Consider the following 21616-nt stretch of genomic DNA (forward strand, 5'->3'; position numbering starts at 1 on the left):
CGACGATGGTAGTGTGGCGCTTGCCATGCGAGAGTAGTTCACCGCCAGGCTCCCACTAAAGCCAGAAGGCCCAGTTGATAAACTGGGCCTTTTTGCGTTTTGTTCTTGCCCACACCTGTCATGCTGGATGCGGCAGAAACACTGCAGGAGAGCGGGAAAGCAGCTATAATGCGCACGTTTTTTGGTCAGGGGTCTTTATGTTAGTTCGGATTGTCCAGTACTGCTGGTTTCGGGTGTCGCGGTTAAGCTGGTTATCCTGGCTCAAGCTTATCCCTATTTTGTTCACCTTGCTGTTGCTGATATCCACTTTCGGTTCTCCGGTGCCCGACCGTCAGTACCATTTTCCGACGGCTGAAACGGTTCAAAGTAATTTCCATGTGGTGGAGTTTAATGATGAAGGTGAACCACATGATATGGCTCAACAGGAAGCGTTATTTAAACGTATTGCAATGCCTGACAGTGCGACTGCTGAGCTGGTGATTTTTGTGCATGGCTGGCATCAGAGTGCAGAGCCGCATGACGCGAACTTTGTTTCGTTTAAGAACTATATTGCTGAGCTGCAAAAAGTTGCACCTGAGCGCAACCTGATTGGTTTGTATTTGGGTTGGCGCGGCGATAAGTACGACCCCTTATGGCTGGATGAATCTTATCGCAGTGAGGGCTGGTTTGAACCCCTGGACTTCCCGACCATTTTCCAACGCAAGCGGGTGTCGCGCAAGGTTGGTGAAGTCGGTGTCAGTCGTTTGCTGGACAGATTAGATGTTGTGGTCGAACAGGGGGCATTAAAACGATATATTTTTATCGGCCACAGCCTGGGAGGCTCAGTGGCCATTCATGCCAGCAAGGGCCGTGTAAAAGCTGCTATCGATCAAGGGAAACAAAACCCGAATTTGTATTTACTGTTAAACCCCGCCATTACCGCCAAAGAATACAAGCCATTGGATTCATTGCTGAGTGTCGACAGGCAGAAACCCAGCATGGTGGTGTTGCAATCTAAAGGCGACTTTGCGGTGAAAGAGGCCTTTAATTTTCTGAAAGATGGTGAGCGGGCTGTCGGTAACTCCTGGGCTATTACCCACGATATTGATAAATGCCCACGGGGTAACTGTGAAATTCAGCTGAACCTGAACAGTCAGTTGGCGCAGCATGACGCCATCCCCGGATGCATGATGCAGCTGGACCGCTCAGGCTGGCGTATCCGGGCCAGAGTACAAGCCCGCAGAGGCATCGACAGTTGTGATGATGCCAATATGCAGGCGGTCTGGGTTCTGGCCGTGTCAGACGATATTATCTTCGGTCATAATGGCATTTTAACGCCGGACCATGCCGGTGCGCTGGCAGAGATTCTGCGCCTGATTGACCGGCACAATAACCAAATCCCGGAAGCGCTGTAAGGTTCAGTGCCATAGGATCAAAATGGTGCCTGCGACTGTCATGGCTGCGCCAAGCCAGGCGCCTGCTGCCGGCCGGCGTTTATACACCAGCCACAATAAAGGCACTACCACCACAGGGCTGACGGATGACAACATACCAACCAGTCCGGCATCACCTTGCTTCAATGCCTGCAGGATCAGCGTCATCCCTATCACCATGGATAATGCGGCGTTGATCAAAACCAGCATAAACACTCTGAAGTTCATCGGCAGGTAACAGCGGGCCACTTTGAACCCCAACCAGAACAACGTTAAATGGGCCGCTAAAGCCACAGTCATCCGCACGGCAGAGGCTGCCACTGCATCAATGTCCGTTTCCATCAGCGGTTTAATCATCAGGGTGGACGCTGCCTGGCAGAAGGCCGACACCAGGCCCAGTACTATGCCTGCACGCAACTGGCCGGAATCCGCTTCCCAGTGGTGCTGTTCTTCATTGCGCCTGCCAAATAAAATGGCTGTCATGACCCCACTGCTAAGCAGGCTACAACCAGCCAAAGTCCAACCCCAAATGGACTCCCCCAGAAACAGGTAAGCCAGCAGTACGGAAAACATGGCATGGGTCGCAAACAAGACACCGGCGCGTCGTGGGCCAAGCCGGTTCATCGATGCAAAAAGCGAGGTGTCGCCTATTAAGATGCCAACCAGTGCCGAGACAGCCAGTAACGGCAGCTGCGCTTTGTGCAGGGTGCTGACGCCGCCGAGCGCAAATGCCAACGCCCATAACAAGGTGGCGGCACAGGCCAGCCGGTAACGGGTAAACGCAAAAGCGCCCAGGTGACTGGCTGCTTTGGCCGATAACAGACTGCCAACGGCCCAACAGCAGGCTGCCAGCAAGGCCAGATATTCAAAGGGCACTAATAAATTCCCGAAGAAAGGTAACGGTCGCCCCGGTCGCAGATAATGGCCACTATCACCCGGCCAGGTTCTTGCTGAGCCAATTGCAAGGCGGCAAACACTGCGCCGCCCGAACTGACCCCACAAAAAATACCTTCTTCGGTCGCTAACTGCCGCATCGTGCGCAGTGCGTCGTCCTGGGTTATATCCATGACTTCATCGACCCGTGAAGGTTCAAAAAAGCCAGGCAGATAAGCTTCCGGCCAACGGCGAATGCCCGGAATACTGCTGCCTTCGGCCGGCTGCAGACCGATGATCTGAATGGCCGGGTTTTGCTCTTTCAGATAACGGGAGCAACCCATAATGGTCCCCGTGGTGCCCATACTGGAGACGAAATGGGTTATCTGTTGCTGGCTTTGTTGCCACAGCTCAGGCCCTGTCGTGGCGTAATGTGCCGCCGGGTTGTCCGGGTTATTAAACTGGTCCAACACCAAGCCCTGACCATCGGCCTGCATTTGTTTAGCTAAATCACGGGCATACTCCATGCCCTGTTCTTTGCTGACAAGAATCAATTCAGCGCCATAAGCCCGCATTGAAGCTTTGCGCTCTTCGGTCATATTGTCCGGCATAATCAGCTTCATTTTGTAGCCTTTAATGGCGGCCGCCATTGCCAGTGCAATACCAGTGTTGCCGCTGGTGGCTTCAATCAGAGCATCACCGGGTTTGATATCGCCCCGTTTTTCAGCTTGCTGCAACATATACAGAGCAGGTCTGTCTTTGACTGAGCCTGCCGGGTTATTGCCTTCGAGTTTTACCAGCACAGTGCTGCCGAGCCCCTGGGTCAGCCGTTGTAGTGTTACCAGCGGAGTTTGCCCTACATAAGCTTCAATAGTCGGGAACATGTTCACCTCGTTGCAGACAATCGTTTCAGATTGTCGACCAGCACAGCTGTGGCCATCGCGACATTCAATGACTCGGTCTGGCCAAAAGCCGGGATTGTTACTTTGCGGTTGATCAAATGAACAATGTCTGCGCTGATGCCACTGGCTTCGTTGCCCATCACCAGATAACCGCCTTGCTGTGGCAAACTGATCTGATGGATATTGTCGCCTTCCAGATAAGCGCCATACACGGGTTGCTCTGTCTGGCTCAGCCAGCTGTGCAGATCACCGTAATGCAGTTGCACCCGCAAAAATGAGCCTTTGGCAGCGGCAATCACTTTAGGGTTATACAAATCCACAGTGTCGGATGAGCAGAGAATGGTCTTGATGTTATACCAATCGGCGATACGGATAATCGCGCCCAAATTTCCTGGGTCATTAATTTGATCCAGCACCAGAACCCAGTCGCCTTCGACCTCAGTAAAGCCTGTGTCAGCCGGAATTTCTACGGCAGCCAGTGCCGCGTCATTGGTCTGAAAGCTGCCCGCCTGCGCCAGTTCCGCCGGGCTTGCCTGCTGCACCTGGGCGGCTTTTTCAGCCAGTAATGGATGGCGCTGTAAAAAGTCTTCAGTGGCAAAGAGTGCTTTCACCGGCCACTCGCTTTGCAGCACCTCCAGTACGGCTTTTTCGCCTTCCACGACAAACAGCTGCTCAATTTTGCGGTACTTTTTTTGCTGCAATGAACGCAGCAGCTTTGCCCATTTCTGACTGATCATAAACCCTACTTACCTGAAGGCGCAGCCCGCCGGACTGCGCTTTTTCTTTCGAACATCGATTGGTTAACAAGAGGGGCAGGGTCAACCCGCCCCTAGATCGAAGCCTGATATTTTTGTTGTCCGGCCACCCAGCTTTGCTGCACCTGCACTTGCCACAACTGCTCAGCAGGAATTTGGTAGATATTCCGGTCAATTAAAATAAAGTCTGCCCACTGACCAGGCAGTAAACTGCCCATCGTCTGCTCCTGAAAGGCGCCATAAGCGGCGTCGACGGTAAAGGCTTTCAGCGCCTGCGTCAGTGTTAACCGCTGCTCTGGCAACCAGCCACCGACCGGCTGGTTCTGCTGGTCCTGTCGGGTCACAGCCGCATGAATGCCGAAGAAGGGGTTGGCCAGTTCCACCGGGAAATCTGAGCCGCCAACAATACGGCTGCCCTGGTCGACAAAAGTCTTCCAGGCATAAGCGCCCCGCAAACGCGCCACACCTAACCTGTCTTGCGCCATGTTTTTGTCCGACGTGGCGTGTGTCGGTTGCATGGCTGGTAGAATATGCAGTTTGGCAAAACGTGGGATGTCTTTAGGCGCAACAATTTGTGCATGCTCCACCCGGTGACGGCCCTGCCGGCGCTGCTCGTCTGTGGCCAATTGTTCGAACCTGTCCAGCACCAGCCGGTTGGTTAAATCGCCAATCGCATGCACATTGGTCTGAAAGCCAGCTTCCAGTGTGAGCTTCATCACAGCAGTTAACTGATCCGGCTGCGTGACAAACAAACCTTTTTGTTCCGGTTTGTCACTATAGGGTTGAATTAATGCAGCGCCACGGCTACCCAGGGCGCCGTCGCCATAAATTTTCACCGAGCGCACCACCAATTGATCGGCCGGGTCCAGCAGTGGACCGGCTTGCAGCCAGCTTTTCAGTTGTGGGTCAGTCGCAGACAACATGGCGTAGATGCGTACTGGCAGTTGCTGTCTGCTTTTCAGCTGCTGATAGGTTTGCAAGGTGGCCGCATCAATACCGGCATCATGCACAGAAGTGATACCCAGCGATAACAAGTGGCTAAATGCGGCTTGCAGTGCAGCCTGTCGTTCATCTTCGGTGCTTTGTGGAATGTGCTTTTCCAGCAACAACATGGCGTTATCAATCAGCACCCCGGTTGGGTTGCCTTTGGCATCACGGATAATTTCGCCACCTGGTGGGTCCAGGGTTTCTTTACTGATACCAGCCAGCGCCAGGGCTTTACTGTTGGCCCAGCCGGCATGGCCATCGATTCGGGTTAACCAGACCGGCTTGTCTGCAATAGCCTCATCAAGCAGGGTTTTTCCCGGAAACTGGCGCTTTGGCCATAATACCTGGTTCCAACCGCGGCCAAGCACCCATTGAGCCTGTGGCTGGGATTTGGCAAAGGCAGCGACGGCAGTGACGGCTTCTGCTTCACTGCGACTGTTACGTAAATCCACCTGATTCAGGTTTTGTCCCAAACCCAGCACATGGCCGTGGCCGTCAATCAAGCCAGGCAACAAAGTTTTACCCTGACCATCCAGGGGTTTCGCCTGCTCAAAGCCGCTTAGCTGGTTACCGCGGGCCAGCACTTTGCCACTTTGGTCATCAAAGGCCAGCTGGCTGAACTGGGTCAGCTCGCCTTTGGTATCAAAACCATAACCCTGAATATTGGTCAGCAGCACCGGAGCAGCACTGACGGTGCTGCTGAGTAATGCAAAAACCAGTGAGGAGGTGAACAGCTTCATTGGAGTTTCCCTGGGTTGGTCCGCGCCGGAACCAGCCGGACTAGCGGTAACGTTTTTGGGCTTTTTTCTGGCGGATCTTGTCGCGTTCCGCTTTTTCTGCCGCTTTTTTGGCTTCTTCTAACTTAGCATTCTGCAGTTCCACTGTCACCATATCCGGGGTTTCCAGACTGATGGGCCCAAACAGGCCGGCACGCAGTTCGGTGATCAAAATGGCGCCGGCTTTTTGCAGGTCGACCACGCCACCTTTTTTCATGCAACCGCGACGTTCACCCAAGGCATCCAGCAGTGCCACGTCGTTTTCCGGCTGTTCGGTCAATTGATAACGCGCCATCACCTGTTGTGGATAATGCTGCAATAAGTAATCGGCGGCAAAAATAGCGATATCAGCGTAATCAAAAGCGGTGTCTTTAATAGCGCCTGTGACCGCCAGACGGTAACCGCAACTGGCCGGGCTTAACTTAGGCCATAAAAAGCCAGGCGTGTCGGTCAAAATGACATTGTTGTCCAGCTTAATACGCTGCTGCATTTTGGTGACGCCGGCTTCGTTGCCGGTTTTGGCAATGACGCGACCTGCCAGGGTGTTGATCAGGGTGGATTTGCCGACGTTCGGAATGCCCATAACCATGGCGCGGGCACCGCGTATCTCTAAATTGCGCTCTGGCAGCATCTGGTTACAGAGTGCCAGCAGGCTTTTGATATGCTCCGGGTTTTGTTGGCTGATCGGAATGGCCTGAATGCCTTTTTCTTCGCCAAACTTCTGCACCCAGAGTTCGGTGACGGCCGGGTCTGCCAGATCGGCTTTATTCAATACTTTGATCACTGGCGTGTCGCCCCGTAGCTCGGGCACCAAAGGGTTTTCGCTGGAAAAAGGAATGCGGGCGTCCAGCATTTCGATAATGATATCGACCTGCGGCATCACTTCAGCAATTTCTTTTCGGGCTTTGTGCATGTGGCCCGGGAACCAGTTTATCGACATAAAGCTTCTCGCATACGGATCTGCTGTGGCAGACTGAATCAACAAAACCAGTATTTTACGCTGTTGTGGCGGCTGGCAGGAATTTTTTTCCAAACAGCTGGTCTTTGTTGCAGTGAATTCAGGGAGTGAGTGGGTATGAACAAAGTAGTCAGCCTGTTGTTGATGCTGTGCAGTGGTTCTGCGTTGGCGGTCAGTTTTGTGCAACAGCAAGTACAGTTACAACATCCGGCCAACGGCGATATGGTGCTGATGCCCAAAGCCGGGGTGCTGTTGCAGTCTGGCCATTCCGATACCCAGCGCTGGCTCAGCTGGGTGGATTTATCCAACCGGCAAGTCACATTACTGGGCTTACCCGCTCATGTGCAGTTCTTCCAGCAAGCCCGCTTAGCCGGTCAGGCCAGCGAAAATCTGGTGGTATTGGGTTCTGAAGGCGTCAGTCGCTATGACGCCACCAGCCAAAGCTGGTCCCGTTTAATTAATACCGAATCACTATACCGGGCTGTCGACCAAAAGCGCCTGCCGAGCCTGGATTTTGTGCAAGACGTTAACAAAGATGGCTTGAGCGATTTTCTGATCCCAGATTTTCAGGCCTACCATCTTTACCTGCAGCAGGCCGACGGCAGCTTTAACCGCTTCAGCCTGCCGGTGCAAAGCCGGATGTCGGTGTTTCAGGCTGAACCTGATTACCGCAGTAAAAAGCCGTACCAGTTGGATCTGAATCAGGATGGCCTGACCGATATTGCCTTTCAGCAGGACGACCAATTGTTGGTATATCTGCAGCAGGCGGGCGGCTTTAGCACAGAACCAAAACTGGTTGACCTGCAGTTGGGGTTAACACCTGACAACCAGGCCGAGCTGAGGGGGGGCGATGGCCGCAGCTTTAAAGGCCTGCAGCTGCGCCGGTTGTTTGATATCAAAGATTTAAATGCAGATGGCCTGGCCGATATTGTGGTGCGCCAGGAGCTGTTTCAGGACGCGGTGGAGCAGAGTTACAGCTACAGGGTGCATTATGCTGTGGCGGGGCAGAGTCTGAGCTGGCCAGCCGAACCCGGAGGCCTGATTAATACCAAGGGGATTCAGTCAGAGCCGTTGTTTGTTGATTTAAATGGCGATCAAAAGCTGGATTTTTACACCCCGGCCGCCGAGTTTGGTATTGGTAAGCTGGTACGGGCTTTGCTGGCGGGAACGGCGGGGCTTGAGTTGCAATTTTTCCCTCAGTTGACCAGCGGTCAGTATCCGGTAAAACCCGTGTATCGTCAGGATGCAACGGCTCAGGTCAGTATCGGCAGCGCTCAGGTGAATTTGCCGGTGCTCAAAGTGCTGAGCAGCGCCACTGTGCCTGCATTATTACTGATTGGGGATGAAGACCACCTGAAAATCTATGCCAGTGCCAAAGAGAAACTGTTCAGCAGCAAAAGTGTGCGGTTAAAACAAGCGGTACCGCTCAATGGCATGACCGCTGAAGCGCTGGATTTAGACCAAAACGGAAAAATGGATTTGGTGTTGCCTTTTACTCACCAGGACCCGGCCGAAGTGCGAAATCAGCTGCATTTTTTACTGCAGCAATAATCAGGGGCGCAACCAACGCTGCATTTTGGGGTAACCTTCCGGTTGCCCGGCAGGAGCACACATTCCATACCAGCTGAGCAGCGGGTGGCCAAACCCCCCCTGTTCTGCAAACGCCTGAATATAAGTGGCTGAGCCGCCTTTGTATCCATCCGGATGAAACAAAAACTCTGCAGGCAACTGCAGCTGTTGTAACGCAGCCCAGGACCAGGCAATAGCCGCCATTTCCTCCCCAGGCCCCTGACCCGCAGAGTCATTCACATTGTCATTTAACAGATGCCTGTCCGCAGCAGGCATCACGGCAATATGCCCGGCTTCATGCAATAAATCACCGGGATAGGTCAGTTGTTCCGGGTCAATCAACAGCGTGCCATTTTTGATCAGAATACCAGGTAAAAAACCGGATGCTGCCAGAGGTTCCAGCTGATATCTGATACCAATAGCAGTGAAAAAATTCAGCACCTTAGATAATTCATCCATTCAACTCATGTCCTCTACAGTGGAACTAATAGACTTCGGTATTTTTTCAGTCAGAACTTTCTTAGTTCCTTTTTTCTGTTAGTCTGAATTTTATAGAGAAAAACCAGTAATTTAGCTATGAGTGTTTGTCATTTTTCTTTTCTTGGATATGCAGAGAATTATCGGCAAATCCAGCAGGAATTAAAACTGCTGGAAGCTCAGCCCTGGACAGAGCATGTCAACAAGCGGGATTATCAGGGCGAATGGGATGTGCTGCCGTTACGTTGTGCTGCAGAACATCAGCATGCCCACGGCATTTTGCAAAGTTTTACCCTGACTGATGCTGAGCAGTGGCTGGATTTACCCGTGCTTGCACTGGCTCCGGCGTTGAAACACTTTCTGGCCAGCTGGCCTTGCCCTGTCAAAGCAGCCCGCTTAATGCGGTTGCACCCACAAGCGATGATCAAACCGCACCGCGATCACGGACTTTGCCTGGAGCAGGGCGAAGCCCGATTGCATTTATGCCTGCAGTCTAACCCAAAGCTGCATTTTTATGTCGCAGGGCAAATTGTGCCTATGCAGGAAGGGCAAATTTGGTACATCAATGCGGATCAAACGCATAGCGTCGAAAATCTGGGTGCCAGCAGCAGAATCAACCTGGTACTGGACTGTGTCGTCACCCCTTGGCTGAAGGAGCAAGTCTGTGCAAAAGCAACACATCAAGCCACATTTTAACTGCGCTGACCTGGAAGGCTTTGGCCGGGCTTTGCTGGATTGCCCCTCCTCAGGTTTATCCAAACAACTGATAGACCCTGTGTTACATAAGCTGTGTGACCTGATCGATCTTGAATTACATCCGGAATTTTTTACTGATCCAGACGCAACAGCAACAACTTATGGCAAGGCGGTTTCGCCAACCACTGCGGCCCAATGTGCGGAAGACGCTGAGCGCGGCCGGGTTTTTACTCAGGGATTGTATCAGGCTATTTGTGATCAACTGCAGTTGAAACCCGCGCAGCCAGTGCGTTTATTGTATGCAGGCACAGGGCCTTTAGGCTGGTTGTTATTGCCCTTGTTACCGCTGTTTAGTGCACAGCAGCTGCAGGTGACAGCTTTGGATATTCATCAGTGGTCATTGCAAAGTTTCAAAAGCCTGACCGACAGTTTTGGCCTGTCCGATCGGATCTGCGACTGGGTCTGTGCCGATGCCACCGCATGGCAAGCCAAAGCAGGGCAGAGTTTTGATCTGATCCTGTCGGAGACGATGAAACATTTACTGCAACAAGAGCCGCAAGTGCAGGTGTTCAGTCATTTGCAGCAATTTTTAACTCCACAAGGTCAGCTGATCCCACAACAAATTAAACTGGACGCCTATCTGGAGTGGACTGAGCAACAGCAGAAAAAACAGCAGTGGCTTGGCCCCTTATTGACGCTGGATTTGGCTTTATGCCGCACTTTAGCCTCTGGCGATCAGGCGGCTTTTTATGGCGAGCTGCTATTGCCTGAGTTTGAAGCTGGGCCTGTGGATCTGAAATTAACCACAGAAGTGCAGGTGTATCGCGGGCATTGGCTGAAAGAACAACAGTCACAACTCACTTTGCCCCGTTATAAACAGCGGCTGATGTTGCAACCAGCTTCTGTTGTGCGCTTTGAGTACCAGCAGTGGGGCGAGCCGGATTTTGACTTTCAGTACACAGAGTTATGGCCAGCTTTATGCGACAGTGAAGACACCAGCTGTGCCGGTTTATTTCATGCCAAAAGGTTATGGCAAAAAACCGTACTTAAATGCCATAAAAAGTTGCAGGCCGATGTGACTGATGAGTGGGTACTGGATAAAGCTCTGCTGGACTTGTCCGGCATTGGCTTGGAGCCCGGTGTTCAGGCGTTGCATCGTTGTGGCCGGTTAAGTGACTTTGCTGCCTTTTTAGCGCCTTATCTGCAGCAGTTGGATGTGGATACGCTGAATCAGCAACTGCGGGATTTGCAGCTGCAATCCACCACGCCGCTGCCTAAAGTACTGACAACTGAGCAATTAGAATTCTGGCAGCGGGAAGGTTATCTGGTGGTTCCCGGTGTATTAAATGCTGAGCAATGCCGGCAAAGCCGTGAGGTGATCTGGCAGTACTTGCAGGCCGATCCAGAAAAACCAGACAGCTGGTATCAGAAAACGGACAAAATGCAGAAAATTATGCTGCAACTGTTTCGCCATCCTGTGCTGGACGCCAATCGTGAGGTTCCGCTGATCCGGCAGATATTCCAACAGCTTTGGCAGCGTACCGACTTAGTAATGAGCACAGACAGAGTCAGTTTTAATCCACCGGAAACGGCACTTTGGTCTTTCCCCGGGCCTGATATGCATTGGGATGTCGAACTGATAACGCCTGTCCCTTATGCCACCCAGGGCTTGATTTATCTGACCGATACCACAGAGCAACAAGGGGCTTTTAGTTGTGTGCCGGGCTTTCATCTGAAGATTGATGACTGGATCAAAAACTCAGGCAAATCTGCCATGGAGTTGCAGCAGCAACACTGGGCAAACTGGCCAGTCAAAGCCATAGCGGCCAAAGCGGGCGATTTAATTATCTGGCATCAGGCTTTGCCTCATGGCGCCAGTCGTAACCTGCATCATCTGCCGCGTATGGTGCATTACATCAATATGTATCCGGGCACCTCCAATGCTTAACTCTCAACGTTACTTGAGTTTGATACAGAGTTCGGCTGCCTTGGAGCAACTGGCCAGTTGTCTGGATTTTGTTGCATTTATGCGATGTCTGCGCCAACTACTGCGGATGGAACTGGTTTCAGACCATGAATTGCTAAGTTGGCTGGAGGCAGAAAACTCGGTGTGTATTTCACCTGAACTGGAACTCTTCAGTCAGTGTTGGCTTCCTGTTGCTTACAGTGAACAAACTCAGGATTTACAGTGGATGCCTGCTTTGAACCGTCCGGTACAAAGCTATTTTGCTGACTATGTCACTGAAACCCGTAAAACCCTGCTGGCAAGTCTGATTCGGCCTAAAACCCGCTTGTCGGTGTTGTTGGAGCAGGAACGCAGGTTGACTGCAGTAAAACCTGCAGGTTTTGTTTTCCATTTATCGCGTTGTGGTTCAACCCTGGTTTCACGCAGTTTGGCTGTAAGCCCGTCATGCAGGGTGATCGCTGAATCTGAACTGTTTAGCGCCGTGTTGCAGGATCCCCATTTGGATCCGTTGCAGCGTTACCGTGCCCTGAAATTAATGCTGAACTTACAAGGCAGGCTCAGAGGGCAGGAACAGCATTTAGTGGTGAAATGGAATGCATGGGATCTATGTTTTATTCAGCAGATAACCCAGCTGTATCCCCATGTTCCTTCTGTGTTTCTGACCCGTCATCCGTTGGATATTCTGGCTTCACATCAACGATCGGCTGGCTGGCATATGGTGCCTTTGAGAAAACAGTGCCGTTTGTTTGATACGGGGGCGGGCAGCGAAAATGACGCACTGCTGGGTTACCAGCAAAGAGTGCTTCAGCAACTGATGCAAGGGATGCTGCACTGTGCAGATCTGCAGCAGGTCTTGCTGATCGACTATCAGGCATTACCCCAAGCGGTGGAGGCGCATATTCTGCCGTTTTTTAACCTGAGTTTCAGTACTGCTGAACTGCAAATGATGCAGAAAAGCCTGCAGCAGTACAGCAAAAATCCAGAAAAAACATTTCAGCCTGATGGCTGGAAACGTGACTATTTTGACGATGAACAGAGCACAGAGTTAACCCGGCAACTGTCACCCTTGTATCAACAACTAATGGTCTATACCCAAGTCACTTGAAGTTGCAGCGAGGCGACAAGCCAGTGAGACCCCAGGAGCATAGTAAACCTGTGTGACTGGGGCGAGATGGCGCTGTCAACAAAGCTGCAGCTTCAAAGACGAAGGGTCTATATGTAAGGAGTAATTTGGTATGACCACAGCATTTACTTTACCTGATGGGCTTGGGTTACGCATGGCCAGGCCATCCGATCAGCCTTTTATTGCCAGTTTATTTAACAGCAGCAGAGCTGTATTGCGGCTGGCAGATGCTCAAACGGATTACATTGAAACCATCATAGAGCATCAGTTTGATTTACAAAGTGACAGTTATGGTGAACGCTTTCCGAACGCACAAGTGATGGTTATTGAAAAAACCTCGGAATCTATAGGGCGGATTGTGATTGATATGGGGGTGAACCTGGTGCATATAGTGGACTTAATGCTCATCCCTCAGGCGCAGGGGAAAGGCTATGGTCCCGCAGTGATCCGTGCCATTCAGTATGTGGCAGCTCAACAGAGGGTGCCCGTTGGTTTGGTGGTGGACAGCTTTAACAGCAAACTCAAAGCTATCTACCACTCTTTGGGTTTTCAGACAGAACAACAGAACCAAACCCATGAGCTGATGATTTGGTATCCGGCTGGCCAACAAGTTTATGCCGGGCTTTAAGCTTCTGCTGACTCTGCCAGTTGTTGCTCCACATGAGCTTTGATACCAGCCACATCAGGCAGAGGGAAGAGCTGCCCCTGCTCCTGAAAATGGAAGAGAGTGGTCATCAATTCAAACTCTGCCTGTGCTAAACGCAGGTACTGTGTTGTATTGGGCTGAGCTATGGTTTTACGGTAATAACAGTCCTGTTCAGGATAATAACGGCATAACCTCGGCCGCTCAGGCTGTTGATAAATACTGCACCTGTTATTCTGCAAATGACGACAGGTAGTTTTTACCAGTAAAGACCAGCCAGCGTCTGTAATGGCCACCTGAGTGCCTTCAAAGTTCAGGCAATAACGAATGTAATCAATGTCTTTAAACTCTGTCGGCTGCTTTAATGGAACGGATAAAAAGGTACAGCACCAGCTGCTGCATGAATCGCAGATCGAGCGATACTGAGAAAAACTGTACCTGGCAGGGGAAGGCAATTGGGTTTGACCTTCGGCCCAGATCAGCCAGTTGGCGTAAGGTGTATCAATCATGGCTGCTGATTGTTGATAAGGCACTGCTCCCTGATACGCTGAGCGCAAGAGTTGCGCCAGCAGCTCAGGCCAGGCCGGATAAAAAGGCAGGGCTTCCTGCTCACTGTACAACCACTGTTGCAATAACAACCAGCGTTGACTGTCCATCCATACCAAATCCGCTTTAGGTTCGCTCTTATTGGTCATGGTTTTGTTATAAAAACACTTATAGGGGCTGTAGTTCACGCAAATTAACGGTTGCTCTGGTTGGTTATGCACAGCGCAACCACCTTCAGAGGTCAGGTTTTTGCACCGGCTCAGAAAATACACAGTACAGCGCCAGTCAGCGCTGAGTGTGGTATCGATGTTGCTGAAATTGGAGAAATACAATGCCTGATCTAAGTCTGCCTGAGTTCTGATGGGAAAAGAGGTCAGTTCCAGATGGGAACAACAGGGGGATGTCTGACAACTGAAGCACGGGCTGGTCATGGGGTCCTGCTCTTTTTAGTTAAAGCTGATTTGATAATAAGGCGTTTGATCTCCTGCCTGCTCCGGCAGCACTCGGTTGAGATAAACTTGTTGCAGGTCTCCGCATTCCGGATGAGACAGTGTAAACAGACCGTCAGGAAAGGCGGTTAAACCGGAGGATTTAAGGTATAGACTGAACTGTTGTCTGAAATTTTTGTTGCTTATAGTTGAGATAGACACCTGTTCCAGTTGGAGTTGCGCGACCACAATACCTTTGCGCTTAACCTGAAACATCTGCCCTGTATAGGGACTAAAATATTCTGCTGTGATCTGACTTAAATTCAATTGCTTAACTACCAGAATTGACTGAAGTAACAGGGCTACGGTGTAGCCCTGATGTATGGGTTATTAGTTTCTTGAAGGAAATACACCTTCGACAGCGATACAAAAGTTCAATGCCAGGTAAGGGTTCAGGATAGAAAAAGGCAGGCTGCCTCCGGCGTTCCCTACAGTGACAGTGGGTGCTCCGCCGCTGACAGTTCCTGTTGCGGTCAAACCGCCCAAATCTACTGTTGTGCCGGCTGAAGTGGCGTAAAATGTTGTTTTACCAGATACTCCTGCCAGATAGTTTCCTTCTGCAGGTACAGCATTGCTTCCTACTGCTGAGCTGGCTTTTAAAGTGGCAGTAATCGCAACCGTAGCAGCTGCCGGAGTGGCTGTCGCAGTGTGACTATGGATAGGCATATTATTTAGCGTTAAAGTGGTTGACTCAGTTCCAGCCATTTCGCCTATCTGATAAGCACTTAACCCCGGTCCCTGACCCTGGCCTATAGCCGAACGACCTCTTAAGTCTGGTAAGCCAAAGGTCGTCTGGCCGTTACCACCATAAGTCGTGCCCAGCAGTGAGAATAATGCCGTGTTTTGCGACAGGCTGATTTGCTGACCTAAACAAAAGGACCAACCTCTGGGAGGAAAACTAAAACCAAAAGCCTGAATTTGGCCTAAAAAGGGTTCCATAAACGCGCTCCTTAAAATAGTGTGGGGATTGCTATGTTCCTGTATTGAAACTTTGTAAGGCTAGACAACTTTTCGTACAAATCCATTGTTTATCATGTGTTTTTTATAGTTTGTATAAAAAAATTTCGAGTTATTAATCTAATTGAATGCAGTCTGAGCACTGCAGTTTTTACATTGAGTTTGGTGATTTTTATAAACTGGCTTAAACTTAGCCAGTTTTAGCGGCATTAGCGGTCAAGGGAATTGGATGTGACGCAGAAGTATCACTTTATTTCAGGATTACCCCGTTCGGGGTCCACACTGTTATCCGGCATCTTAAGGCAAAACCCCCGTTTTCATGCAGCGATCAGCAGCCCTGTGGCTGGCCTGATGAACAGCGCTTTGGAGCAAATGGGGGCCAATAGTGAATCCTATAGTTTCTTTGATGAAAACAAACGCAAAGCCATTTCTAAAGCCTTGTTTCAGGGGTATTACAGCGACAGTGCCAAGCCGGTTATTTTTGATACCAACAGGCAATGGACAGCACGCTTACATCAACTGGTGGAGCTGTTTGACGATTTTAAGGTGATCTGCTGTGTGCGCAACCCGGCCTGGGTGATGGACAGTTTCGAGAAAATTTACCGGAAAAACCCGTTTGACTACAGCCGGATGTTCAGCCCGGCCAGCAGGCAGACAGTGTACAGCCGCTGTGAATCGTTAATTAGCAGCGGCGGTGCTGTCGGCAGCGCCTGGACTGCATTAAAAGAAGCCTATTATGGTGAGTATTCTGACCGCTTATTGCTGGTCGATTACGACCTTCTGACTCAAAAACCTGCCCGCACTCTGGAACTGATTTATCAGTTTTTGGGGGAGCCCCTGTTTGCCCACGATTTTGAGCAGGTGGACTACAACGAAAGTGAGTTTGACCAGCAGCTGGGGGTAAAAGGGCTGCATCAGGTCAGGAAAAAAGTAGAGTTTAAGGCCAGGCGCAGCATTCTACCGCCTGATTTGTTCGTCAAATATCAACAGATGGATTTCTGGCTGGATACCACAGCAAGCGCGGCACATTGTATTGTCAGCCGCACCGCTGCACGGAACACCACAGCTGAAGCGGGAGGCGGGGATGAAGGTTCATTTAAGTAAAGTGCTGTCGGGCTTATTATTGCCTTTTGGCTTTTACGGCGCACAGGTTCAGGCAAGTTATTTGTATCAGCGCAGTTATTTAACTGTACCCGGTTCATCGCTTGGCCATTACCCGACAGAGCCGCAATCCAACTGGACTGCTGTGACCGAAGCTGATGATGATTTAGCGATCACGCAAGCCTCAAGCATAAACGAGCTGGTGCTGATTGACTCTGCAGTGCCGGATAAACAGGTATTTTACCGGGCGTTAAAACCTGGTGTTGAAATTATTGAATTAAAAGCCGGGCAGGACGCGGCCAGTCAGCTTAGCAGCATACTTAAGCGTTATCAGGGCTTGTCAGCCCTGCATATTGTCTCTCATGCCACAGAAGGCGAATTGCAGCTGGGCAATAGCAAAGTCAATGCAGAACAGCTGAAACAGCAGGTTGAAGTATTTGCCGCTTTAAACGGGGCGTTAAAAGAAGGCGCAGATTTACTTTTGTATGGCTGCGATTTAGCGTCGGGTAAAGCAGGTGAAGAATTGCTGGAATTAATTCAGCAAAACACCCATCTGGATATAGCGGCATCCACTGATTTGACTGGCAATCTGGCACAAAATGCTGACTGGGATCTGGAAATCCAACAAGGTCAGATTGACACCCAACTGGCTTTTTCTGAAAAAGCGTTAATGGATTTTTCGGGGGTGTTGGCTGGAACTTTTACACTCAGTAATCCAGGTACCTTCACTTACAGAAATGGAGGGCCCTCAGTGGGTGGCAATGTCAAAGATAATTGCCCCAGTGACGCTGGTGGAACTTATTTTTACCATTCTATTGATTCCACTGACTATATAGGTTGTGGCTTTATGCACAACAACGGGTTCGGTGGTACAACGGTTGGATTGACGAATTATTTCGCGCCAAATTACGAGCCTGCATTTCTGCGTCTTGATGGCACAGCAATGCTAAATCAAGCTGTTATCAGCGGCACCAACCATATAGAAATCAGAAAACGCAGCGGCAGTTTTCAGTTAACCGAAGCGGTGGCGGATGAATTTGCTGGTTATTCAACGGTATTTAACAGTGTACGCATCACAGGTTACCGTACCGCTCAGGCGGGGGGGGGGACTATTGTCTCTACTGCTATTACCAATGATACAACGGCAACCAACACTTTTACTTTTACCTCAGCGGGAGCCTTAAGTAACTTTGTTGGCGTCAACCTGACAAAATTCCGGCTCACTTTTGTCAATCAGGCGGGAAGCAAGGTCGATGTCATGCGTCTGGCTAGTTTTAAAACTGTAGACGCCGACAGTGCAGGTCCAGGTATCACAGATATTACTGATAAAAGTATTGCCCCTGGCGCTAATACCGGTGCTCTGGCTGTTATGCTCAGTGATAATTTTACTCCCGTAAACGACATTACTTTTGCTGCCACCAGCTCAGACCCGACTAAAGCTACTGTCGCAACTGGTGGTTCCGGAGCAAACCGTACTGTCACTGTCACCGGTGTTGCTGTGGGTACTTCGACCGTTACACTCACCGCTACTGACCGCTCAGGCAACGCCAGTACCGATACTTTTGTTGTGACTGTGGTAAACCCTAATGCAACGCCAACGGATATCACATTAAGCAATGCCACGGTGAATCAAAGTGGTGGTGCCAACGCGGTCGTGGGTACTTTAAGCAGCACCGATGCAGATGGGGGGGATTCCCATACCTATACGTTGGTTACAGGAACAGGGGATACCAACAACGGCAGCTTTAATATCAGCGGCACCTCACTGAGAGCAAACAATGCGGCAGCATTGGCAGCAGGGGATTACAGCGTTCGTATCCGTACCACAGATAGTGCGGCTGCAACTTACGAAGAGGCTTTTACTGTCACCGTTGTGGACAATGTACTGCCTGTTGTCAGTTCTATAAGCCTGAACGGCACTCCGGTGGCTGGAGATAGCAGTGTAGTTTTTGCTGTTGCTTTTGATAGCCTGACTCAGAATATTTCGACCGACGATTTTGAGGTCACAACAGTCAGCGGCTCGGCCAGTGGATCTGTGCTTAGTGTTTCAGCAAATTCCGGCACCAGCGTGAATGTGACCGTAGATAGCATTACAGGGGATGGTGCATTGCGGCTTGATGTCGCAGCTAATACCGATCTGACCGACGCGGCTGGTAATGGAGATGGCACAAACGGGTATGTCGCGGCTTTTACCGGCGGCGCTACCCATACAGTTGACCGTGTTGCCCCTAATGCCCCTTCTGCTCCTGATTTAGCTGCAGGTTCAGATACTGGTACAAGTTCAACTGACAATATTACCAACGACACCACCCCCACGCTGACAGGGACTGCAGAAACCGGCAGCACTGTGACTTTGTACAGGGACGGTTCTGTTGCTTTGGATTCTGCAACTGCATCGGGGGGAAGCTGGAGTATTACCAGCCCTGCTCTGAGTGAAGGCAGCTATACACTGACAGCCAAAGCTGTGGATGCCGCCGGGAATGAGTCTGTGGCTTCGGCTGGTTTAGCTCTCACCATCGACACCACGGCTCCGGCGGCACCTGCGGCGCCGACGCTGGATGCAGGCTCAGATACAGGCAGCAGTAACAGCGATCAACTGACCAAGGCATCCAGCCTCGACTTCACTGGAACCGCAGAAGCGGGCAGCACTGTGGCGTTAAGCTCTAACGTAAACGGGGCTTTAGGTTCTGCTGTTGCCACAGCGGGTAACTGGAGTATAACCACTTCAGCTGTCACCACTGCAGGCAGTCACACCATTACCGCTGTCGCCACTGATGTGGCAGGCAATGCCAGTGCTGCTTCATCCGGTTTAGCAATAGTGCTGGACCAGACCACTCCAACTGTGACAGCTACCGCACCGACAGGAACTCCGGCGGCAGAAGATACCACTGTCGATTTTACCGTCTCTTTCAGTGAGGCTGTGGCTAATATTTCCACTGATGACTTTGCATTGGACACAACGGGCGGTGTCACAGGAACTATCTCCAGCGTCTCAGCAAGTTCAGGTACCAGTGTCACTGTGACTGTCAGTGGCATCAGCGGTAACGGTACGCTCAAACTGAATCTGAATGCGTCAACTGATATTACTGACGCAGCCGGTAATGCGGGCCCTCCGGCCTATACGGGTGGCACTGGGCATACAGTCGCTATTCCAACAGCTCCTGATGCGCCAACAGCGGTCACAGCCACACCCGGTGATGGCCAGGCCTCCGTCGCCTTTACCGCACCAGTGAATGACGGTGGCGAATCGATTGACAGCTACACAGTGATCCCAGACCCGGCGGTAGCGGGTGGGCCATTTACTGGCACAGGTTCTCCAATTGTCGTGACTGGCTTGACTAATGGTACGGCTTATACTTTTACCGTCACCGCAACCAATGGTGTGGGCACCGGAGTGGCGTCTTCGGCTTCTGCGGCTGTTACTCCAAAAGGCAATCAAACTATCAGCTTTACTCAGCCAGCGGCCCAGGCTTTTGGCACCAGCCCAACTCTATCTGCCACTGCAAGCTCATCACTTACAGTGAGCTTCAGTTCGACGACAGCAGGTGTATGCACTATTACCAGTGGTGGCGAGCTGACTTTTGTCACTGCCGGTACTTGTACCATCAATGCCGACCAGGCGGGTAACGGCAGCTGGAATGCCGCCACTACTGTCAGCCACAGCTTTACGGTAAATGCAGTAGCACCTTCAGCGCCGACTATTGGTACCGCAACTGCGGGAAGTGCGAGCGCCTCTGTGACCTTTAGCGCACCGTCCAGCTCTGGTGGGGTGGCTGTGACTGGTTATACAGTGACGTCAAACCCCGGAGGTTTTACGGGGACTGGGGCGGGTTCACCTATTACCGTATCCGGTTTACAAAACGGTGTGGCTTATACCTTTACCGTGACTGCGACCAACGCTTCAAGCCTGACTGGCGCAGCTTCAGCGGCGTCAAACTCAGTGACACCTGCGTCCCCTCAGACCATTACCTTCGCGGATCCTGGTACGCAGAATTTTGGAACTACACCTACTTTGGTGGCCAGTTCTGATTCAGGGTTAACCGTCAGCTTTACGTCTGCCACCACAGGTGTTTGTACTGTCTCTGGTACTACTGTGACTTTTGTCACTGTGGGGACCTGTACCATTCATGCCAATCAGGCCGGCGATAGCAGCTTCCTGCCGGCCACTCAGGTCAGCCGCAGCTTTACTGTGGCTGCTGTTGTTCCGGGGGCGCCTGCCGCACCTGTGGCCACAGCTGGAGATACTCAGGCAAGCGTGGCATTTTCCGCGCCAGTCAATACCGGTGGCACCACTATAACAAGCTACACAGTGGCAGTGAGCCCTGCGGATGTCGCGCCAGTGAATGGTGCTGGTTCGCCTATTGTGGTCACCGGATTGACCAATGGTCAGGCATATACCTTTACCGTCACGGCAGAGAACTCGGCGGGCACCGGCCCTGCGTCTGCAGCCTCGAACTCAGTCATACCCAAAGCAACTCAAACTCTGACCTTTAATAACCCAGGCGCACAAAACTTTGGTACCAGCCCAACACTGACGGCGACTTCGGATTCAGGTTTAACACCAAGCTTTACTTCATCCACCCCAGGCGTCTGTACTGTTACAACGGGAGGTGCCCTGACTTTTGTGACAGCAGGAACCTGTACCATCAATGCGGATCAGGCTGGGAATGACAGTTATCTGGCTGCCACTCAGGTCAGTCGCAGCTTTACTGTAAACGCTGTGGTTCCTGGGGCTCCTGTCATTGGGTCCGCCACGGCTGGCAGTGGGGAGGCCACTGTGAGTTTCAGTGCACCTGGCTCCAGTGGTGGTGTCAGCATTACCGGCTACACAGTGACTGCGTCTCCTGGCGGAGCTACCGCCAGTGGCAGCACGTCCCCTTTAACTGTGTCTGGGTTAACCAACGGTACTGCTTATACCTTTACAGTTTCAGCCTCGAACTCTGTGGGGACTGGTTCAGCCTCCGCGCCTTCCAATAGCGTGACACCCAACGGGGCGCCCACTATCAGTGGAACGCCGGCGGTCACAGTGGCCGAAGGAACTGCTTATAGTTTTGTGCCTACAGCCACAGACTCAGTGGGGGATGTGCTGACCTTCTCCATCACCAATGCGCCATCCTGGGCCAGTTTCAGTACCTCAACGGGGGCTTTGACCGGCACTCCAGCCAATACGGATGTTGGAACTACTGCAGGCATAGTGATTAGTGTCAGTGATGGGGCGCTGAGTGCGTCCCTGCCAGCCTTTAACCTGACGGTAACCAATGTCAATGGCGCGCCGACTATCAGTGGTACACCTGCTACCAGCGTGGCACAGGATGCGGCTTACAGCTTTACGCCCACAGCAACGGATGAGGACGCCTCGACAACACTGACCTTCAGCATTGCCAACA

Annotated in this window: 17 protein-coding genes; 8 read left to right on the forward strand and 9 right to left on the reverse strand. The window is 51.4% G+C overall.

The features are described 5' to 3' along the window. Positions 1-197 precede the first annotated feature (197 nt). The gene (locus WKJ04_RS05285) at positions 198-1394 is read left to right on the forward strand and encodes a hydrolase (protein ID WP_337879450.1); all 1197 of its coding nucleotides are present in this window, start codon (positions 198-200) and stop codon (positions 1392-1394) included. A gap of 3 nt (positions 1395-1397) precedes the next feature. Here the strand turns inward: WKJ04_RS05285 and WKJ04_RS05290 are convergent, their stop codons facing one another. From WKJ04_RS05290 to ylqF, 5 genes are all read right to left on the reverse strand, one after another. Further along, positions 1398-2288 carry a DMT family transporter gene (locus WKJ04_RS05290; RefSeq protein WP_337879451.1) on the reverse strand — a complete coding sequence of 297 codons (891 nt, stop codon included), beginning with the start codon at positions 2286-2288 and terminating at the stop codon, positions 1398-1400. Continuing rightward, positions 2288-3169: a cysteine synthase CysM gene (cysM, locus tag WKJ04_RS05295; protein ID WP_337879452.1), complete on the reverse strand. Its 882-nt coding sequence runs from the start codon at positions 3167-3169 to the stop codon at positions 2288-2290. Before cysM ends, WKJ04_RS05290 begins: the two co-directional genes overlap by 1 nt. Positions 3170-3171: 2 nt before the next feature. After that, entirely contained in the window at positions 3172-3924 is a 753-nt protein-coding gene (locus tag WKJ04_RS05300) for an RNA methyltransferase (protein WP_337879453.1), read from the reverse strand. A 92-nt stretch (positions 3925-4016) separates the two neighbouring features. After that, positions 4017-5669, reverse strand: coding sequence for an amidohydrolase (locus tag WKJ04_RS05305; protein ID WP_337879454.1), 1653 nt, complete (start codon positions 5667-5669; stop codon positions 4017-4019). A 40-nt stretch (positions 5670-5709) separates the two neighbouring features. Continuing rightward, positions 5710-6645 (reverse strand): ribosome biogenesis GTPase YlqF, encoded by a 936-nt coding sequence (ylqF, locus tag WKJ04_RS05310; protein ID WP_337879455.1) that lies wholly within the window; start codon positions 6643-6645, stop codon positions 5710-5712. A 135-nt stretch (positions 6646-6780) separates the two neighbouring features. Between ylqF and WKJ04_RS05315 the strand changes: the two genes are divergently transcribed. Next, the gene (locus tag WKJ04_RS05315) at positions 6781-8214 is read left to right on the forward strand and encodes a VCBS repeat-containing protein (RefSeq protein ID WP_337879456.1); all 1434 of its coding nucleotides are present in this window, start codon (positions 6781-6783) and stop codon (positions 8212-8214) included. On the opposite strand, the gene WKJ04_RS05320 is transcribed toward WKJ04_RS05315, so the two are convergent. Continuing rightward, positions 8215-8691 (reverse strand): hypothetical protein, encoded by a 477-nt coding sequence (locus tag WKJ04_RS05320; RefSeq protein ID WP_337879457.1) that lies wholly within the window; start codon positions 8689-8691, stop codon positions 8215-8217. 117 nt (positions 8692-8808) lie between these two features. On the opposite strand from WKJ04_RS05320, the gene WKJ04_RS05325 reads away from it, so the two are divergent. The 4 genes from WKJ04_RS05325 (at position 8809) to WKJ04_RS05340 (ending at position 13122) form a co-directional block, all read left to right on the forward strand. Further along, positions 8809-9405, forward strand: a complete 597-nt coding sequence (locus WKJ04_RS05325; protein WP_337879458.1) for an aspartyl/asparaginyl beta-hydroxylase domain-containing protein — start codon at positions 8809-8811, stop codon at positions 9403-9405. Then, positions 9374-11353 carry a phytanoyl-CoA dioxygenase family protein gene (locus WKJ04_RS05330; protein WP_337879459.1) on the forward strand — a complete coding sequence of 660 codons (1980 nt, stop codon included), beginning with the start codon at positions 9374-9376 and terminating at the stop codon, positions 11351-11353. The genes WKJ04_RS05325 and WKJ04_RS05330 overlap by 32 nt, the downstream gene beginning before the upstream one ends. Positions 11354-11597: 244 nt before the next feature. Next, a complete protein-coding gene (locus WKJ04_RS05335; protein WP_337879460.1) occupies positions 11598-12476 on the forward strand; it encodes a hypothetical protein in 879 nt (292 codons plus the stop codon). A 130-nt stretch (positions 12477-12606) separates the two neighbouring features. Further along, positions 12607-13122: a GNAT family protein gene (locus WKJ04_RS05340; protein ID WP_337879461.1), complete on the forward strand. Its 516-nt coding sequence runs from the start codon at positions 12607-12609 to the stop codon at positions 13120-13122. Here WKJ04_RS05340 and WKJ04_RS05345 read toward each other — a convergent pair. The 3 genes from WKJ04_RS05345 to WKJ04_RS05355 all read right to left on the reverse strand — a co-directional run bounded on the left by WKJ04_RS05345 (position 13119) and on the right by WKJ04_RS05355 (position 14876). Beyond that, complete coding sequence (locus tag WKJ04_RS05345; protein ID WP_337879462.1) at positions 13119-14114, reverse strand: YkgJ family cysteine cluster protein; 996 nt, start codon at positions 14112-14114, stop codon at positions 13119-13121. The genes WKJ04_RS05340 and WKJ04_RS05345 overlap by 4 nt on opposite strands. A 15-nt stretch (positions 14115-14129) precedes the next feature. After that, complete coding sequence (locus tag WKJ04_RS05350) at positions 14130-14438, reverse strand: hypothetical protein (protein ID WP_337879463.1); 309 nt, start codon at positions 14436-14438, stop codon at positions 14130-14132. 63 nt (positions 14439-14501) lie between these two features. Continuing rightward, entirely contained in the window at positions 14502-14876 is a 375-nt protein-coding gene (locus tag WKJ04_RS05355) for a hypothetical protein (RefSeq protein ID WP_337879464.1), read from the reverse strand. Positions 14877-15359: 483 nt separating this feature from the next. Between WKJ04_RS05355 and WKJ04_RS05360 the strand changes: the two genes are divergently transcribed. Together WKJ04_RS05360 and WKJ04_RS05365 are read left to right on the forward strand one after the other, a co-directional pair. Continuing rightward, positions 15360-16232, forward strand: coding sequence for a sulfotransferase (locus WKJ04_RS05360; RefSeq protein WP_337879465.1), 873 nt, complete (start codon positions 15360-15362; stop codon positions 16230-16232). Next, on the forward strand, positions 16213-21616 hold a 5404-nt coding region (locus WKJ04_RS05365; RefSeq protein ID WP_337879466.1), incomplete at its 3' end, for a DUF4347 domain-containing protein. The genes WKJ04_RS05360 and WKJ04_RS05365, both read left to right, overlap by 20 nt.

Origin of the sequence: Rheinheimera sp., assembly GCF_037442345.1 — a bacterium.
GTDB lineage: Bacteria > Pseudomonadota > Gammaproteobacteria > Enterobacterales > Alteromonadaceae > Pararheinheimera.

Bases quoted from the DNA above. Each gene is read 5' to 3' on its own strand.
- WKJ04_RS05285 (WP_337879450.1), top strand. From the start codon at position 198: ATGTTAGTTCGGATTGTCCAGTACTGCTGGTTTCGGGTGTCGCGGTTA.
- cysM (WP_337879452.1), bottom strand. From the start codon at position 3,169: ATGTTCCCGACTATTGAAGCTTATGTAGGGCAAACTCCGCTGGTAACA.
- WKJ04_RS05300 (WP_337879453.1), bottom strand. From the start codon at position 3,924: ATGATCAGTCAGAAATGGGCAAAGCTGCTGCGTTCATTGCAGCAAAAA.
- WKJ04_RS05305 (WP_337879454.1), bottom strand. From the start codon at position 5,669: ATGAAGCTGTTCACCTCCTCACTGGTTTTTGCATTACTCAGCAGCACC.
- ylqF (WP_337879455.1), bottom strand. From the start codon at position 6,645: ATGTCGATAAACTGGTTCCCGGGCCACATGCACAAAGCCCGAAAAGAA.
- WKJ04_RS05315 (WP_337879456.1), top strand. From the start codon at position 6,781: ATGAACAAAGTAGTCAGCCTGTTGTTGATGCTGTGCAGTGGTTCTGCG.
- WKJ04_RS05320 (WP_337879457.1), bottom strand. From the start codon at position 8,691: ATGGATGAATTATCTAAGGTGCTGAATTTTTTCACTGCTATTGGTATC.
- WKJ04_RS05325 (WP_337879458.1), top strand. From the start codon at position 8,809: ATGAGTGTTTGTCATTTTTCTTTTCTTGGATATGCAGAGAATTATCGG.
- WKJ04_RS05335 (WP_337879460.1), top strand. From the start codon at position 11,598: ATGCCTGCTTTGAACCGTCCGGTACAAAGCTATTTTGCTGACTATGTC.
- WKJ04_RS05340 (WP_337879461.1), top strand. From the start codon at position 12,607: ATGACCACAGCATTTACTTTACCTGATGGGCTTGGGTTACGCATGGCC.
- WKJ04_RS05345 (WP_337879462.1), bottom strand. From the start codon at position 14,114: ATGACCAGCCCGTGCTTCAGTTGTCAGACATCCCCCTGTTGTTCCCAT.
- WKJ04_RS05355 (WP_337879464.1), bottom strand. From the start codon at position 14,876: ATGGCTGGAACTGAGTCAACCACTTTAACGCTAAATAATATGCCTATC.